Genomic DNA, 15559 nt, shown 5'->3' with positions numbered 1-15559 from the left:
TGACATTGTTAAAATGGTAATGAACTTGAAGCAAATCCCCTACTTTGGGTGCTTCTCTTTAACCCCGTTCTCTCAAACGAGGACGAAATTATATATCCATACACCTTAAAATAAGGTTAAATACAAAGAAGGATTATAAAATGTGTGTATAACCTGTTTCTGGCTCAATTGCTATTGTAATTTTGTTCTCATTAGTAGCTGCAGTACAAGGATTGGTTAAACATATTTGTATTCTACATTGTGTTTGTACTAATCTTATATTGGCATTATCATTATACATAGCAGTTAGAGAATTTGCATGATTATATAGCGGTCGACCAAGTGTATCAAATGAAATCGCTCTATTCCCAGCACCCGCATTAACATAACAGCCACTTGTAGGATCTATATAAATATCTTTAACTCCATACTTATGTCCCAAATTTAATTCTTTACTTGCTTTTGCATCACTATATGCTACTGTTCCAGCACTATATCCACCAGTTAGCCGCTTAGTTCTATCAAGAGGGTTTATAGCCATTTCACTTTCATTTGGTACCCCATCAGGGCCCCCTACAGCTGTTTCAGAATAAATAGTATAAGCCCATTCATTATCACTACCAGCTGTATTAGCAAAACGAATTTGCCATCTTTCTTTATACCAATCATTATCATTTGGGTCAAACCTATCATCTATCATAGCAAGGTGTTGGGTGTAGCGGATATGAGTGACTAACTGATCGGCGGCTTCGCGCAGGGGGTTGCGTTGAAAACCTGTGGAAACAAAATAAGATAAAATGCCTACGACGACAATAACAAACACCAGTTCAAGCATCGTAAACGCTTTTTTCATTTTGTCCTCTTTTAACTAATACGATAGATATAGAAGGCTTTGACGACTTTGCCATAATAAGCAATATCGATCTGCTCATACCCCTCTTCTATCTCTTTTTGAGTTGTAAGTTTATAAACTCCACCACGTTCAATGTTATAGAATTTAAGTCTGAGAGCCATTTTATCATCTTTCATCACTACTTTGTTAATCCCTTTTGCTTTCAGTGCATTCGCCAACTCTTCTGCAATGTGGTAATTGATAGCAAAATGTTTTGATGGATCTTGCATGAAAGCGTAAAGAGGCTTATTGAAACTACTCAATGCTGTGCTGATGACTAATGAGATCAACACTAGCCCAAAAAAGAGCGTATGTAGTTTACGGAAAGCGGGAAGTCTTACGCGATAGCTGTTGAAAAAGACTTTGACCATTAAGGGAACAGAAAGAACAACGAACGGAGCAAAATCTTCAAGTAAAAGTTTTTGTCGCAATGAAAGAAGCAATGAAACAACTAAAGAAAAGAAAGAGATATACCATAGAAGATTCTTTTCTTCTTTAATAAGAATGCGGTACATCGCATACACAAAGTACAAAAAGAGAAGCGGAGAAAAAACAATGGCATAGATACCCAGTGTATCTATAAAATAACCCTTAGGTTTTCCACCTGTGTCAAATCCATACAGATACATCGAAGCACTAAATAAAATCAGCGTCAAAATAAGCAGGTCGGTTTTACGTTTCATAAGAGCATAGACAAATAACGCAATATAAAAAATAGCAAATGAGTTATCGATGAAAAGGCAGACGATAAGTACTAATTGAGAAGCGACTTTGTACTCTTTGAGATAAAGATAGGTAAATAAAAGACTAAAAAAGATTACAACGATGCCGCTGTTAACCAAAAGAGCTACGCCGTTGACTCCTGGTAAAAAGGCATAAAGCGCAACAGAAAAAATGCGGTCAATCCGTTTTTTTAAAAAAAGTTTGCCAATCTTATACAACAAAACAATAGAAGCTAGATGGATCAGAATAAAAGGTAACCGAAGCGCAAAGTCATTTTGCCCAAAAAGCTGTGTTGAGTACACGGCAAGGTAATGAATGAGATTGGTGCCATTAAAAAAGATATTGGCTTCATCGTGGCTAATAGAGATACTTTGCGCACCATACGTCAATAAGGCACAACTGAGCACAAGAATAAGAAGTAAAAAAAGTCTTTCTCTCATAGTTTTAGGAAGTTATTTAAAATTGCATGACCATGCTCACTCAAAATAGATTCTGGGTGAAACTGCACGCCGTAAATTTGTTTACCTTTAATCTCTAACGCCATAATCTCATGATCGTCCGTACTGTACGCTGTGGGAACAACAACATCGGGTAATCCTTCTTGCTCTACTGTCAACGAATGGTACCTTGTAGTCGTAAATGTTTCAGGAAGTCCCTCAAAAAGGCAACTGTTGTGAAGTTGTTTAGTGATAGACGTTTTACCGTGCATCATGCGCTTTGCACGAACGACTTTGCCCCCAAAGGCTTGCCCAATGGCTTGATGCCCTAAACAAATGCCCAAAATGGGAATCTTTCCACCAAAATGCTTAATGACTTCAAGGCTTACGCCTGCTTCATTAGGTGTCGCAGGGCCTGGAGAGATAATAATCTTCTCGGGGTGCAACGCCTCGATCTCTTCAATACTTAGCTCATCATTGCGGATGACTTTAAGATCGGCGCCAAGCTCTAAGCAGTACTGCACAATGTTATACGTAAAACTGTCGTAATTGTCTATCATTAATACCATGTGTCTTTTTTCCTCAAATACTCCGACTTTAAGGAGTTTTTCCATCCAATACATACTTAAAAGTATAGGTTTATACCCCAAATAGAGTCAATATCGATTATTGTATCAATTTTTGTGTTGTTTTAAAATTAAGATGTTTTGAGTATGAAGATAAAGGGTAAAAAATTGTAATGCAAAATGATCTTTTTTACCTTTACATGTAAAGATATTTATCTTAAAAGTTGAGCCTTGTCTTTAAAATTTTGAAGACTAAATTTTATTATTTGCCAATAACGAATTGATCATAGGATTGAGTAGTGTTTCGCCACGTAGTGCGAAGAGTTGTACTTCATTGAAGTAGTAGTCAGACTGTCCATAGACACGGTATTCGTAGGCTCCAAAGCCGTATCCCATGGGGGTGATTTCCACGCGTGAGTACCATGCGCTTTGTGCTAAAACGTAGCGTTCTGTATCTTGGGCGTAGACCCACACGACGATCTCATCTCTGTTTTTTTGACGACCTAACCAGAGCAAAACATTGCCAACATCATTAAAAAAGTAGGTATCTCCGTTTGGTAAGATCGCTTGGGCGGAGTTAAACAGTTCGACGATGGGTACCCTACTCTCTGTGCAGATATACTTCTCAAGAACAATCTCCAAAGGCTCTTTGTTGATGTTTCCGTGTCGCACCAACACACGTGTCTCGCTGATGTCCATGCTCACAACAAGCAAGGCAATTACCCCCAGTAATAAAAAGGTGGCGAAAGAAGACTTCATCATAGGAACACCCCTGTCATCAGGTAGTAGCGTATGACGTAAAAGCTACAAAGAAGTGCTGTGATGATGAGGCAGATGGAAGAGTATTTGAGCAAATAAACGTACGATTTTTGTGTAATGCGCTCGATTAAAAAAGGCATGATACCAAAGAAGATACCCAGAAAAAGAGAGCCCCAAATCAGATAACCGATGTAATAGTACTCTTTTTGAAGCATGCAGTATGGGCATTTGTGATTGGGCATTTCGTAGATGTAAAGTCCGAAAAAATAGGTAATAGCATAATAAGCGATGAATAGAAAAATAAGGTTACATGTAAAGCTTGCCATCGTGTGTTTTAGAGAGTTAAAAAGGACAATAACGCTCAAAAGCATATAGAAAAAGGTAACCAGCATGGTTTGTGTGTAGCCAAAAGGAAGCTTGGGCGCTTGAAAAACAACCGAACAACAAAAGACGGGTACGGTGAGCGGAATGTTTGAGAAGTAGAGTATTTCAAGTACAAACTCAACCAATGCTCCTACAAATAAAAGCGTAAAGAGAAGATATTTGCGCTTTAAGTAGGGAAAAGTGATGAAAGAGAGGTCAAGTTTATTGATGATTAGCCACAGTCCAAAGCCAAAAATAAGCAGTAATTTTAAGAGTAAAAGCGCGTTGCCATAATGGTTTGAGCCCACAACGCCTGCCGAGCACATCGCACCTGGCACGATGCCTGCTAGGGCATTGAGCGATTGAATAAAAAAGAGAAATAAAATCACTTTGCAAGCAACCGCAAAATAGAGAATGGTGTTAATCAGATAGTTCTTTTTCTCCAAACGATACTGCAATGTTGTCGTAGCGTTAAAGTCCCAATGGCGTAAAATGGTGATGATGTTAAACTGAGAAATCGCCATCAAAACGATTAAAATCAACTCTATCAAAAGAAAGACAATGATTTCATTTGACAAAAAAATAGACATTAAATGATTTCTCCGTCTCTTATATGAACATATCTGTCGATACATTCAAGTTCATCGAACAAAACATCGTGCGTAGCGATAATGACGGTTTTGTGAAGTGCTTTAAATTTTTTGAGAATTTCAATAAAAATCAAAGCGTTCTCTTTATCTAAATTCGCCGTTGGTTCATCGGCTAAAATAATCTCTGGCTCCATCACAACCGCTCTAGCTATGGCGCAGCGTTGCTTTTCACCACCACTGAGGCTACTGACTTTTTGCTCTTTTTTATGCTCTATATTGGCTAATGCCATCGCATGATTTACTTTTTCTTGCACTTCTTCTTGGCTTAGATGCGTCAATGATAGTGGTGCTAAAACGTTCTGATAGACACTCAACCCTTCCAAAAGATTGAACGATTGGAAAATAAACCCTATCTCTTTGTGACGAAAAGCAGAACTCATAATGTCAGGCAACTTAGCAATGTTGTGCTCGTTAATCAAAATCTCGCCTTCGGTTGGTTTACTAAGCCCCCCAATGAGAGAGAGAAGTGTGCTTTTTCCACTGCCACTTACCCCTTTTAAAATAACCATTTCGCCATCTTCAACATCAAAAGAGATATTTTTGAGAGCATGAAAGGCATTTGGTTTGTTGGGATTATAGAGTTTATGAAGATTTTGTATGCGTATTTTTTTCATTATTTCACCGCCTCGCTCATATCGCTAATGGCAATTTTCCACGCCGGCAAAATCACAAAGGCTAAAAAAGGAATGACACCAAAAATGAAGATAAGAAAGAGCAAATTGAGGTCGATGACAGGCGTGAGCGAAATGCTGTTTTCAAGCTCACTTCCTAAAAAGATATTGCGAAGAAAAGGCGCATTTGCCATAAAAACATACACATAAGCAAGCGCAATTCCTAGCAGGTAAGCACTCACTGAGACAACAATATTTTGGATAAATTTAAGCGCGATGATGTCTTTGATGCAAAAACCAAGGCTACGTAAAATCGCTATCTCTTTTTTCTTTTCGCCATACACTAAACTGATCTGATTTTTAAGAAGAATGAAAAACGAAACCATTGAAATCACGTAGAGAATCATAAAAATACCACCTTTGTAGTAGTAAAGATGATGCACTGCGCCTATGGCATCGGCTTGTGAGGTTGCCTTAGCGGTAGGGTAAATCTCAACAATTTTAAGTGCAATTTCACCGACTTCATTTGGATTTGGAACGGTTACATAAAGCTTGGAGTACTCATCCACCTCCATGCCCAAAACAGCTCTTGCAGTATTTGGATTTAGGTAGATCGCATCGTTAGAGATAATGTTTGTGCCTTTAGGGGCAATTTTGTTGATTTTTACTTTAATCATGCGCTCTTCGGTTAAAAAGTGAAAGACATCTTCATAGTAAAGCTCCGCCATCGCTTTTTGTACCCCTTGACCGATGAGCATCTCATCTTTTGCCAAGTTTGGATCGCCAATGATATGAAACCAAAGACGCTTTTGCCCAAAGTAGTAATAGCCATCGACAGCGCCTTCGACACTGCTTACCCCTGTGATTCTAGAGATGTCATAGATGTAACCATCGTGCATCTCATAAGCGCGCCCTGCCCTTGTATTTTCCACGACAATTTGAGGCTGTGACTTGATACTTTTAATCAAATCATACTGCAACGAATCAGAGACAAAAAGCACCGAACTGAGGATAAAAACAATAAACGAGAAGATTAAAAAGCTAAAAAGATGGTCATTTCTGTCTTTAAAGAGCAATAAAATAGCATACTCTACAAAGTTTTTACTGGGCATACACAAACCTTTGGTATTCGTTTGTTGGAAAGCTCAATGAGAGCTTGGTATCTTTTACATGTAAAGAGAGTGCTTCAATATCTTCAGCTTGTTGTTGACGAGGATAACTAAACGCATGCACCACAATGACAAGGTAAAAGATGGCAAAGAAGGCAGCGAGCATGGTTAAAAACCTCATAAGTCTTTGACCATTTTTTCGGTAATGTCATCAAAGCCAATGATCTTTTGACCATTATGATCGCGTGCAAAATTTTGTGCCTCTTCTTGCGTAGCAAAAGGAATGAGTTCGCTACCCATTGGCCCGTACACATTTGAGCCCATCACATAAAAGGCTTTTTGGGCTTGCAATTTTGAGAGCTTATAATAATCGCTCACATAAAGCTTTTCAGCACTTAATTTTTGAGAGAAATAGTACTTCATCATGTCTTTAACGCCATCAAAGTAAAACTTTTTCTCGCCATCAGCCATCGCAACCCATTGGGGATACTTAGCAACAAACATCCCGCATACAGGGCATTTCGCATCTGATGGAGTGTCTATTTTTTCTACTTTAGCTACCGGTTTTGCAAAATCTTTAGGGAAATCTTCTGCTGCTATGGCATACGCTTCTTTAAAACTCATCACCTTGCCACCATTGTCAGAAACAAAAGTGAGTGCATCTTTTTCACTTCCAAAGGCGTAACTACTCGTACGCGTCATCGTACCTTTGACTTTGCTGCCAACAACATAAAACGCTTTTTTGACATCAATCAGCTCCAACGTAATGGTATCGACCACTTTAGCATCTTCAGGAATCACGCCAAGTGTTGCTTCATACAAACAGTGAATGGAGCAATACTGATGATTTTCGTGTGCATGGCTTGTTTTGTAAAACTTGACCAAGTGCATGCCGCAATTAGGACATGAGTACTTATCTTTGCCTGATTGAATGAGCGTTGCATTCGCCTCTGGAACACTTTGAAACATCTCCGCATTTGCAAGATTCCATAAACAAAGTAGCGTTAAAATAACTCGAAAAACCATTGTGATCCCTTTTACATGTAAAGTTTATTATTTGGTAATTGTCTCGAGTAGTTGAGCGTTTTCACACGCAATTTTTAGACCTTTGTCGCAACTGCTTTTAAAAAGCTCTTTAGCTTTGGCATTGTCCGCACTGACACCTTTTCCCTCGGCATATAAAATCCCAAGGTTATTGCACCCTTGCTCATACCCACTTTTGCAAGCCTTTTCATAAAATTGGCTCGATTTTTTATAATCTTGAACAACCCCTTTACCTGTTGCATATAAAAGTCCAAGATTGTCACACCCAACAGCGATATCACCGTCACATGTTTTTTGGTAGTATTCACTCGCTTTTTTATAATCTTGAGTAACCCCTTTGCCTCCAGCATAAAGGAAACCTAAGTTATTGCACCCCATCAAATCTTCATTCTTGCACGCTTTGGTATAAAGCTCAATCGCTTTCGCATAGTCTTGTTTGACACCTGCACCATTGGCATATAAAAGACCTAAATTGGTACAACCTTCATTTTCAGCACACGCTTTGGTATAGAGTTCACTCGCTTTCGCAAAATCTTGCTTCACGCCAATGCCACCTGCATACAAAAGACCTAAATTATGGCATGCTGAAGCAAAGTTGTCATCGCATGCTTTGGTGTAAAGTTTAATAGCTTTGTCATAGTCTTGCGCAACATTGCCCGTACCTTCAACATACAAAACTGCAAGGTTATAGCATCCTGATGCTTTTCCTTCACTGCACGCTTTGTCATAAATCTCAATCAATTTTTTATGGTCGCCACTCTCTTGCGCTTCCATTCCTTCTTTAATAAATCCTGCGTTTGCCATAACCGCACACGCTATTAACATTAAGAGTTCTTTTTTCATTTTTATCCTTTACATGTAAATTATCAAATCGTTTTAACGTCTCGCCCTCTATACGCCAATGCACATACGCTCAAAACTAAAAATAGCGTATAGTAAACAAAGCTAGGAACACTAGGGTGCTCGCCAGAAGCTGCGTAAGAGTGCATACCTGTGAGGTAAAAATTGACGCCGAAGTATGTCATTATAATAGAAGAAAAACCAAGCAATGATGCCACTGAAAAGACAAACACAGAGTTCAATTTAGGAATAAACCTCAAGTGCAAAATAAACGCATAAACAATAATGGAAACAAAAGACCACGTCTCTTTTGGATCCCAACCCCAGTATCGTCCCCACGACTCATTTGCCCAAATTCCTCCAAAGAAGTTTCCAACTGTAAGCATGGAAAGCCCTATAATAAGGCTTATTTCATTAATCGCCGTAATATGTCTTATTTGGTTATTGACGCGCTCTTGATTACGCTTTTGTTTAAAGATCATTAATCCCAAAGAGATCAAGCCAAGCAGTGCTCCTAGCCCTAAAAAGCCATAACTTGCGGTAATGACAGAAACGTGTACGGTAAGCCAGTATGATTTTAAAACAGGAACCAGATTGGTAATTTGAGGATTAACAAAACTCATGTGTGCAACCAGCATCGCAATGCCTGCTAATATGGCTGCTGCCGATAAGGTCAGAATTGATTTTCTAAAAACAACAACCCCTGCTAAACTTGCTGACCAACCAATGTAAACGAGGGATTCGTATGAATCACTCCATGGTGCATGCCCTGAGATGTACCATCTAAGCGCTAAAGCTAGCGTGTGTACTCCAAAACCGGCGATAAAAACATAGAGGATGGTACGCTCTAATGTATGGTTGCTTTTTCCTAAAAAGATGAAAAACATAGCCACCACAAAAGAGACCAACCCCACAATAAAATAAAAAGAGATCAGTTTTTGGAACAAGGCAAGGTGATTAGATAGTACCTCAGCTTTTGTTTGAGAAAGACTAGGTAGAGGTGTCATGCTTGTTTCGCGTTGACTCTCTTTTAAAGCATTGAGTGCGTTATCGGCATTGGACCAACTATTTTTTTCAATGCCTTCTTGCAACCCCACCAGATATTGATTTAAAAGTTTTTTCGTATCACTGCTTATAAAGTCATTTGAAAACGCCTCATTTGGATCAACCCATTTATTGCTAGGATCTTTTGGAATAGGGATAAATTTAAAAAAGACCCCTTTTAAAGCTAAATACGCCACATTGAGCTTTTCATCAAGCTTAATGACGTCATTATCAAACGTGGTACGTCTTGATTGTGCTTTTTGGTTGGCAGTACCAACTTCTTTAGCAAGCTTATAATAGCCTTCATCATCAAACATCTCGGCAAAACTAACATACTCCGTATCACTCTTTAAATTCAAAACTTTTTTAATACTCTCATTGGAGAGCTTGATAATCTTCATCTCTTGCCATAACGATGGATTGGTCGTCATGCCCAAAACGATCTGCTCGGCACTTAAGCCAAAAAGGGAGCTTTTCCCTGCTATTTTATTGACAATTTCAATGGCTTCTGTGCTAATGGGTTTAATTCTTCCCATGTAATCTTGCACTAAAAGTTCACTAAAATTTTTATTGGCATGTTCAAACGAATTTTTTCTAAATTGCTCAATATACGCTGATTGATCTGCCCTAACAAACGTTGTTGAGCATAAGAGTAATGGAAGCATCATAGAGAGACTACTTTTTTGCAAAAAGGCCCTTAGCTTTAAAAAGCGACTTCCTTTGGTAAAAAAGTTTCCAATAAATCCTACGCATAAAAGAAAATAACCAAAATACGTCGGCCATTTGCCAGGGTCTTTATTCACTTCTAAAATCGTACCTTTTTCGTCGGTATCATACGAAGATTGAAAAAATTTATACCCTTTGTATGTCAAAGGATGGTTCATGTAGATTTTATAAGGGAATACCTTGTTTTCGCTCTTGTCTATGACTTCAATTTCACTTGCATACGAGGAAGGACTTTGTGAACCTGCATAGCGTTCGAGTTGAAAGTCAATGAGTTTGAGAGCAAAAGGAAGTTCTACCACTTTGGAACCCCAAGAGAGTTCGATCTCTACATTATCAAAACGTAGAACCGTTGGAGGCTCGATCCATCCCGCTCCGCCTTCTATTTTAACCGTTTTGAGTTTACCATCATAAGAAGCTTCGATGATGAGTGTTCCAAGTTCTCCTTTTGCGCCTGCATGAAACGCTTTGTACTGAACAGTAAACTCTTTGCCAGCAATGATCTCTTTGAATTTAAAGTTATTGTTTCCTATTTGCCCTAAAGCCAAAGGATATTCAAAAAAACTTTTGTCGGTTTTAATTTGAAGATAAGGCTTAACACTGAGCATCTCGTTTTCGCTCATGCCTTCACGAATGTGTGTTACACCCTCATAACCCAAATAACGTGTTAACCCTGCGCCAAGAAGAATCACAACAAAAGCAAGATGCAGCGTAAAAGCACCAAGCTTTTTCCACATCCTGCCTTTATAGATCATACCGATCAATGAAATGGTAAGTGAAAGCATGACGGCTTCATACCATAGAGCATCATAAACGATTACTTTAGCGCTCTGCGTGTCATAAGCACTCTCAACAAAAGTTGCAACGCCTGCACCCAAACCTAAAATAAACAGCATAAAGAGGATAAACGTGTACGAAAAAAAGAATTTTTCCAAAATGTGTATGAACTTCATGCTAAACCTTTACTACAAAATAAAACTAGCCCCCAAGGGTGCGTGAGCCTTCCGCTGAGGAAAATTCAGCGTTAGCGTAGCGTTTCAAGCTTTGCTTAAAACGCGTGTTAAAAATCAGATGCCAAACGTTTGTCCTGCGTAAATAATAAACATTCGCAGACATAAAACGCCTACAACACTCGCCATTCCTGAGAGGTAAAATGCTATATGCGAAGAGGCAATTTTTTTACCCAACGCAAAGTTTAGCACAAGCGGGATACCAAAACCAAGCCCCATGACACCAAACCAAAAGAGGTTGGCATACACACCACTTTGAAAAGCAACTGTCGTTGTTTTTTGAAACTCATTGCCAACAAGCAAGGAGACAAACAGCATCGCAATGAGCATAATCTCAATTGCCATAACAGGCCATTCAATCGTATGAAGCGTTTTAAGATCACTTGAATGAGTGTCTTCTTTAAATAACCAAGAAGCGACCATGCTTGCTGATGCCGTTCCCGCAGAAAGACCAGAAACCACAAAGAGAGCTGGTAAAATCGCTGTATTGAGAATCGGAAAACGAACTAAAACAGAGATCAAAAAACCTGTATAAGCACAAATAATCACAGCAAAAACAACGCTCAAGACTTCAATTAATGGTCGAAATCGTGTCAAAATACTCATAATCATGGCAAAATAACTTACAAGTGTGTTCTTTTTCGCCAACACAATAGAAATTTCTTTCTCAAACATATAAAGGCACATAACCAGTGTTAAAGGAATATAGATTGAAATAGCTAAAACACCTATCGACATAACCGATGTGAAGTTATAGTTGATCAGAATTTTCCAAAAATAGAGTGGTTTTTCAAGATCACCCACCAAAAAGACCATACCAAACGCGATGGTTGCAAATGAAACCAAAGAGGCCGCCTTAAGTAAGGGTGTATCCTCATGTTGTTTTTTATAATAACGAACCATTAAAGCAACAATCAATGCCCCACCTGAAATACCTGCAAGCAGAAGATAAACCGCAATTGGCCAACCCCACTCAACACCATGAGAAAACCCGTGTGTAAAATTAATTGCACCATTCATGATTATACCCCCACCTTTACAACAGGTATGTATCGTAAACTCGGTTTTGTTCCATACGTTGGTTTCATACGAACAGAATCTTTTACATGTAAGATTTGATTGATGTAAGAATTTTCATCGTTTAAATCACCAAAAACAAGCGCCTTGTATTTGCAAGCTTCCACACAACCTGGCTCTTTTCCTTTTGCTAAATTCGTATTTAAACAAAAATTACAGTTCTCCGCCGCTTTTGTCTTATGATTGATGAAACGAACATCATAAGGGCATGCGACAATGCAGTACTTACAAGCAATACAGTCATCGGGATTCATCGTAACAATACCCGTTTTGCTATCTCGATGGCACGCTTTACTTGGACATACTTTAACACACGGTGCATCTTCACACTGTTGGCATGAAACACGCACATATTTCTTTTCCATGGGTGTAGCAGGATCTGTTTTGTTTTCAACAAAGAGTCTTGCTTGCCCTGCAGGAACTGCATTGACTTTTTTACAGGCGACTTCACAATCCGTACAACCGACACATTTGTTTTGATCAAAAATCATCCCATAGTGAGGTTTTGCTTTTGAAGGCTCCTGTGTAGCGTCAGCCATAAGAGTGTACCCAGCACCCCCTAGCGTAACCGAACCAAGACCTAAAACTTTTAGAAAGGCTCTTCTTTTCCCGTCATTTTCCATCTTCTCCTCCAATTTCATGTAGATGAATACGCAAGCGTTACAGTTTCTTTTTCTCAATACCACCGTGTGCTTGCTTCATTTCCTCTTCGCTCAGTGGTTTTGCACTATTGGCAAGTTCACCTGGCTTTAGTACCTTTGTCAACTCTACCTCAAAAACAACTGTCGAACCTCCAGGGATTTCTTGCATATCTGCATTACCATACGCAAGGTCACTTGGAATGACCAACTTATATTTAGACCCCTCAGGCATCAACATCAATCCCTCTTGCAATCCATCAACAATATTGACCATTGAAAGATGCGCTGGCTCTTTACGCTCGTAGGTGCTATCAAAAACCTTACCATTAACCAAATAGGCTTTATAGTTCATAAGTACGATGCTCTCTTTTTTAGGCTTTTCTCCTGATCCTAAAGCGAGCACTTCATATTGCAATCCCGATTTTGTTGTTTTAACATTTTTATTTTTTGCATTTTGTGCAAGGTATTTTTTGCCTTCATCAATATTTTTGTCCAATGCCTGTTTAAAACGCTCTTGACTCACTTTATTCAGAACTTCTGCTCGGTTATTAAGATGGGTGATAACTTCGTCATCTGTAAGCTTCTGTTGTTTTTTAAGTGCATCAATAACGCCTTCAATAACAGCATCTACGTCTGTTTTTGCACCCATTTCAGACTGTTCAAAAAGTTGATTTGAAATATAACTTCCAGTGGACACACCAATGCTATATGACTCTTTTTGTACTTGTGTTTTTAGCTCACCAGCGTATGCCCCAGAAACCAAACAAATAAATACAAATAATCCTATAGAAATTTTTTTACTTCTCATCTTAATACCCTTATATATGATATGAGTGGGCTATGAAACCATAGCCCACTTTAAAGTCACACTTTAGAAAAGTGCAACACCTCTACTTGACGTTTTTACCAACAATTCTTTGTGCTTCATTGACATACTCAACAGCAGCATCAATTCTTTGTTTAGAGTATTTGAATCCGTGCATACCCCAAGAACCATCTTTTTCAAGAAGATCTACTGTTTGCTGCGCTTTTTCAATCAACTCGTACACTCTGGTTTTATCAGATGGTGAGAGTTTTTTGACTTCAAGCATTGCATATAGACCTTGGATACCGACTTTTGCCTGTGTGACTTTCTCTTTTATAGGAGTTTGCCAGCCCATGACTTCATCGTAAGCTTGTTTTTGGTTTTTGAAGTGAAGTGTCTCTTTAAGTTCAGAGATCACAGGACTATGACAACCTTTTGCATTAACTTGATCTTGATCTGCCCAACCAGTTCTTGCACAAGCCCACATAAGATCTACATAGTTACGACCTTTCTCATTTCTTTCAAAGTGAGAATCTTTAAAGTCTCTTTCACCCGTAGATGCAGAACCACGAACCATAGATTTGCGTTTTGGATCGACATCGATTTTCCAAATATGTGATCTTCTTGTTGCATCAAAACCTGCATTATCTTGGAATTGAACGGCATACCAGTTTTCACAACTCATCATAAATGGCATATGGCATGTTGAACAGCTATTTTTGCTGTGTGTATCTGCTTTGGACTGAATATAGGCTTGTTCTTTATGACAATCACCACAATTCTTTTTGAGTTTTGGTTTAGAATAGAATGAACTCAAATAGCCAGCATTTGGATTGTAGTTGGTACCTTTAACATCTTTTTCACCCGTCATATTGCCCGTTACATCGTGTGGATCATGGCAAGTAGAACATCTCATACCTTTATCATAGTGCGCTGTAAAGTATGATTGTGAACCCTCTGTTCCACAACCAGGACCGCCTGATTTGAACTTAGAACTGAGTGATAAATCTGGTTTACCAAGATTCGCAGGATTTTTAGCTAAATCTGGGCTATAACCAAAGCGTTGATGACAACGTTCACAGTTTGAGATTAAAAGACCTGAACCGCCCTCTAAGTGACCACCAGCACCATGACACTCTTCACAAGAGATACCTTTTGAGATAGTGTGTTTTTGTAACTCTTTCGCATTACCCAATGCTGCAAAGAATTCGTTTTGGTTTTTAAAATCAAATTTCCAAGGGTGACATACTTCACAATATGAAGTTGAAGCTTGGAATGCCATTGATTTTTTGTATTTAGCCGCATACGAAGCAAGGCCTCTTACATAGCCACCATTGTCACCATACTCAGCCAAAGTTACAGGAAACTCAGGAATCCATTTTTTGATTTTTTGTGCAACTTCTGGCGTTAGGTTCAACGCCCAAGTTCTCTGCCATTGGTTTGCACCTGCAGTGATTTGACCTGTACCATTTTTAAGAAGACCCCCTTCAACATGGTAAGTACCTCTAAGTAACCATGCATCGAAGAAACCAAATTTAGTTCTCATGTGCCCGACTGTACAATAAATAACGTCAGGAGTAATACCTTGTGGTAAAATAGACGCTGTATCTTTGTCGAAAACAGGTTCGTTCAATTTGTTGTTTACCTCTGGGTGTTCACCTGGGAAACGAATGGTTGTTGCGTGTCGTGATCTGCTCCAAGTCTCATATTGTGCAGCATGACACTCACCACATTTTTCAGGTCCAATGAATTTGTTCGGGTAGCTTAATGTCGAACTTCTAGCAACCCTATACATCATTGAACTCTCACTATCAGGACCTCGTTTACTGGCTTTGGAGAAGTCTTTACCATGACCTTCTTCAAGCCACTCTTTACCACGATCGGCAACATCAAGTTTGCCTACCGTTTTTCCACCGTATTTGGTAAAAATAGGATGGTTCTTAAAGAGCCAGTCATACATAGCCTGCTCTTCTACAATGTAGTCTTGCAAGGAGACAACGCCTCTACTCTCCTTTGTCCCCTTAGGATGAGCAATGATCTCTCTTGCTTCCTTACTCATTTGCATGCCTTCCATACCTTCGGCATTCGCACCGACGGCAAAGAAACTCATACCCATGAATAAACCAAGTAACACTTTGTCCCAATTTTTCATGTTTCCTCCTTTGAAAAATTGAATCCCAAATCAAATAAGCCTATTGATCAGCGCACAAACTGATAAATAATGCTTAAATCATTTAAAGATCAACCAGCAATAATGCCTTAAGAAGAATACTATCACTAAAAAAG

15 protein-coding genes are annotated in these 15559 nt (G+C 38.9%); all 15 read right to left on the bottom strand.

Going from position 1 to position 15559, the window contains the following annotated elements:
• Nucleotides 1-133: 133 nt before the first annotated feature.
• Nucleotides 134-832 carry a pilus assembly FimT family protein gene (locus N0B29_RS11230; RefSeq protein ID WP_263833820.1) on the bottom strand — a complete coding sequence of 233 codons (699 nt, stop codon included), beginning with the start codon at nt 830-832 and terminating at the stop codon, nt 134-136.
• A gap of 11 nt (nt 833-843) precedes the next feature.
• Nucleotides 844-2034, bottom strand: coding sequence for an ArnT family glycosyltransferase (locus N0B29_RS11225; protein ID WP_263833819.1), 1191 nt, complete (start codon nt 2032-2034; stop codon nt 844-846).
• Nucleotides 2031-2600, bottom strand: a complete 570-nt coding sequence (locus N0B29_RS11220; RefSeq protein WP_263833818.1) for an aminodeoxychorismate/anthranilate synthase component II — start codon at nt 2598-2600, stop codon at nt 2031-2033. Before N0B29_RS11220 ends, N0B29_RS11225 begins: the two co-directional genes overlap by 4 nt.
• 249 nt (nt 2601-2849) lie before the next feature.
• On the bottom strand, nt 2850-3359 hold the full coding sequence (locus N0B29_RS11215; protein WP_263833817.1) for a hypothetical protein: 510 nt from the start codon (nt 3357-3359) through the stop codon (nt 2850-2852).
• Entirely contained in the window at nt 3356-4309 is a 954-nt protein-coding gene (locus N0B29_RS11210) for a hypothetical protein (protein ID WP_263833816.1), read from the bottom strand. Before N0B29_RS11210 ends, N0B29_RS11215 begins: the two co-directional genes overlap by 4 nt.
• Nucleotides 4309-4983: an ABC transporter ATP-binding protein gene (locus N0B29_RS11205; protein WP_263833815.1), complete on the bottom strand. Its 675-nt coding sequence runs from the start codon at nt 4981-4983 to the stop codon at nt 4309-4311. Before N0B29_RS11205 ends, N0B29_RS11210 begins: the two co-directional genes overlap by 1 nt.
• On the bottom strand, nt 4983-6092 hold the full coding sequence (locus N0B29_RS11200; protein ID WP_263833814.1) for an ABC transporter permease: 1110 nt from the start codon (nt 6090-6092) through the stop codon (nt 4983-4985). Before N0B29_RS11200 ends, N0B29_RS11205 begins: the two co-directional genes overlap by 1 nt.
• Complete coding sequence (locus N0B29_RS11195) at nt 6082-6270, bottom strand: hypothetical protein (RefSeq protein ID WP_263833813.1); 189 nt, start codon at nt 6268-6270, stop codon at nt 6082-6084. Before N0B29_RS11195 ends, N0B29_RS11200 begins: the two co-directional genes overlap by 11 nt.
• Complete coding sequence (locus tag N0B29_RS11190) at nt 6267-7115, bottom strand: nitrous oxide reductase accessory protein NosL (protein WP_263833812.1); 849 nt, start codon at nt 7113-7115, stop codon at nt 6267-6269. Before N0B29_RS11190 ends, N0B29_RS11195 begins: the two co-directional genes overlap by 4 nt.
• Nucleotides 7116-7142: 27 nt before the next feature.
• Nucleotides 7143-7976: a tetratricopeptide repeat protein gene (locus tag N0B29_RS11185; RefSeq protein WP_263833811.1), complete on the bottom strand. Its 834-nt coding sequence runs from the start codon at nt 7974-7976 to the stop codon at nt 7143-7145.
• Nucleotides 7977-7999: 23 nt separating this feature from the next.
• Nucleotides 8000-10693 (bottom strand): cytochrome c biogenesis protein, encoded by a 2694-nt coding sequence (locus tag N0B29_RS11180; RefSeq protein ID WP_263833810.1) that lies wholly within the window; start codon nt 10691-10693, stop codon nt 8000-8002.
• 114 nt (nt 10694-10807) lie between these two features.
• A complete protein-coding gene (nrfD, locus tag N0B29_RS11175; RefSeq protein ID WP_263833809.1) occupies nt 10808-11770 on the bottom strand; it encodes an NrfD/PsrC family molybdoenzyme membrane anchor subunit in 963 nt (320 codons plus the stop codon).
• A gap of 2 nt (nt 11771-11772) precedes the next feature.
• Nucleotides 11773-12450, bottom strand: a complete 678-nt coding sequence (locus tag N0B29_RS11170; RefSeq protein ID WP_263833808.1) for a 4Fe-4S dicluster domain-containing protein — start codon at nt 12448-12450, stop codon at nt 11773-11775.
• Nucleotides 12451-12487: 37 nt separating this feature from the next.
• Nucleotides 12488-13276, bottom strand: coding sequence for an FKBP-type peptidyl-prolyl cis-trans isomerase (locus N0B29_RS11165; RefSeq protein ID WP_263833807.1), 789 nt, complete (start codon nt 13274-13276; stop codon nt 12488-12490).
• 82 nt (nt 13277-13358) lie between these two features.
• Nucleotides 13359-15425 carry a cytochrome C gene (locus tag N0B29_RS11160; protein WP_263833806.1) on the bottom strand — a complete coding sequence of 689 codons (2067 nt, stop codon included), beginning with the start codon at nt 15423-15425 and terminating at the stop codon, nt 13359-13361.
• Nucleotides 15426-15559 lie beyond the last annotated feature (134 nt).

Source organism: Sulfurospirillum oryzae (assembly GCF_025770725.1).
Classification (GTDB): domain Bacteria; phylum Campylobacterota; class Campylobacteria; order Campylobacterales; family Sulfurospirillaceae; genus Sulfurospirillum; species Sulfurospirillum oryzae.
Note: the sequence above shows the minus strand (reverse complement) of the source record. Positions and strands in the feature narration are given on the sequence as shown.

Excerpts from the sequence above, each read along its gene's own strand:
- N0B29_RS11230 (WP_263833820.1), bottom strand. The coding sequence starts at position 832 with ATGAAAAAAGCGTTTACGATGCTTGAACTGGTGTTTGTTATTGTCGTC.
- N0B29_RS11225 (WP_263833819.1), bottom strand. The coding sequence starts at position 2,034 with ATGAGAGAAAGACTTTTTTTACTTCTTATTCTTGTGCTCAGTTGTGCC.
- N0B29_RS11220 (WP_263833818.1), bottom strand. The coding sequence starts at position 2,600 with ATGGTATTAATGATAGACAATTACGACAGTTTTACGTATAACATTGTG.
- N0B29_RS11215 (WP_263833817.1), bottom strand. The coding sequence starts at position 3,359 with ATGATGAAGTCTTCTTTCGCCACCTTTTTATTACTGGGGGTAATTGCC.
- N0B29_RS11210 (WP_263833816.1), bottom strand. The coding sequence starts at position 4,309 with ATGTCTATTTTTTTGTCAAATGAAATCATTGTCTTTCTTTTGATAGAG.
- N0B29_RS11205 (WP_263833815.1), bottom strand. The coding sequence starts at position 4,983 with ATGAAAAAAATACGCATACAAAATCTTCATAAACTCTATAATCCCAAC.
- N0B29_RS11200 (WP_263833814.1), bottom strand. The coding sequence starts at position 6,092 with ATGCCCAGTAAAAACTTTGTAGAGTATGCTATTTTATTGCTCTTTAAA.
- N0B29_RS11195 (WP_263833813.1), bottom strand. The coding sequence starts at position 6,270 with ATGAGGTTTTTAACCATGCTCGCTGCCTTCTTTGCCATCTTTTACCTT.
- N0B29_RS11190 (WP_263833812.1), bottom strand. The coding sequence starts at position 7,115 with ATGGTTTTTCGAGTTATTTTAACGCTACTTTGTTTATGGAATCTTGCA.
- N0B29_RS11185 (WP_263833811.1), bottom strand. The coding sequence starts at position 7,976 with ATGAAAAAAGAACTCTTAATGTTAATAGCGTGTGCGGTTATGGCAAAC.
- N0B29_RS11180 (WP_263833810.1), bottom strand. The coding sequence starts at position 10,693 with ATGAAGTTCATACACATTTTGGAAAAATTCTTTTTTTCGTACACGTTT.
- nrfD (WP_263833809.1), bottom strand. The coding sequence starts at position 11,770 with ATGAATGGTGCAATTAATTTTACACACGGGTTTTCTCATGGTGTTGAG.
- N0B29_RS11170 (WP_263833808.1), bottom strand. The coding sequence starts at position 12,450 with ATGGAAAATGACGGGAAAAGAAGAGCCTTTCTAAAAGTTTTAGGTCTT.
- N0B29_RS11165 (WP_263833807.1), bottom strand. The coding sequence starts at position 13,276 with ATGAGAAGTAAAAAAATTTCTATAGGATTATTTGTATTTATTTGTTTG.
- N0B29_RS11160 (WP_263833806.1), bottom strand. The coding sequence starts at position 15,425 with ATGAAAAATTGGGACAAAGTGTTACTTGGTTTATTCATGGGTATGAGT.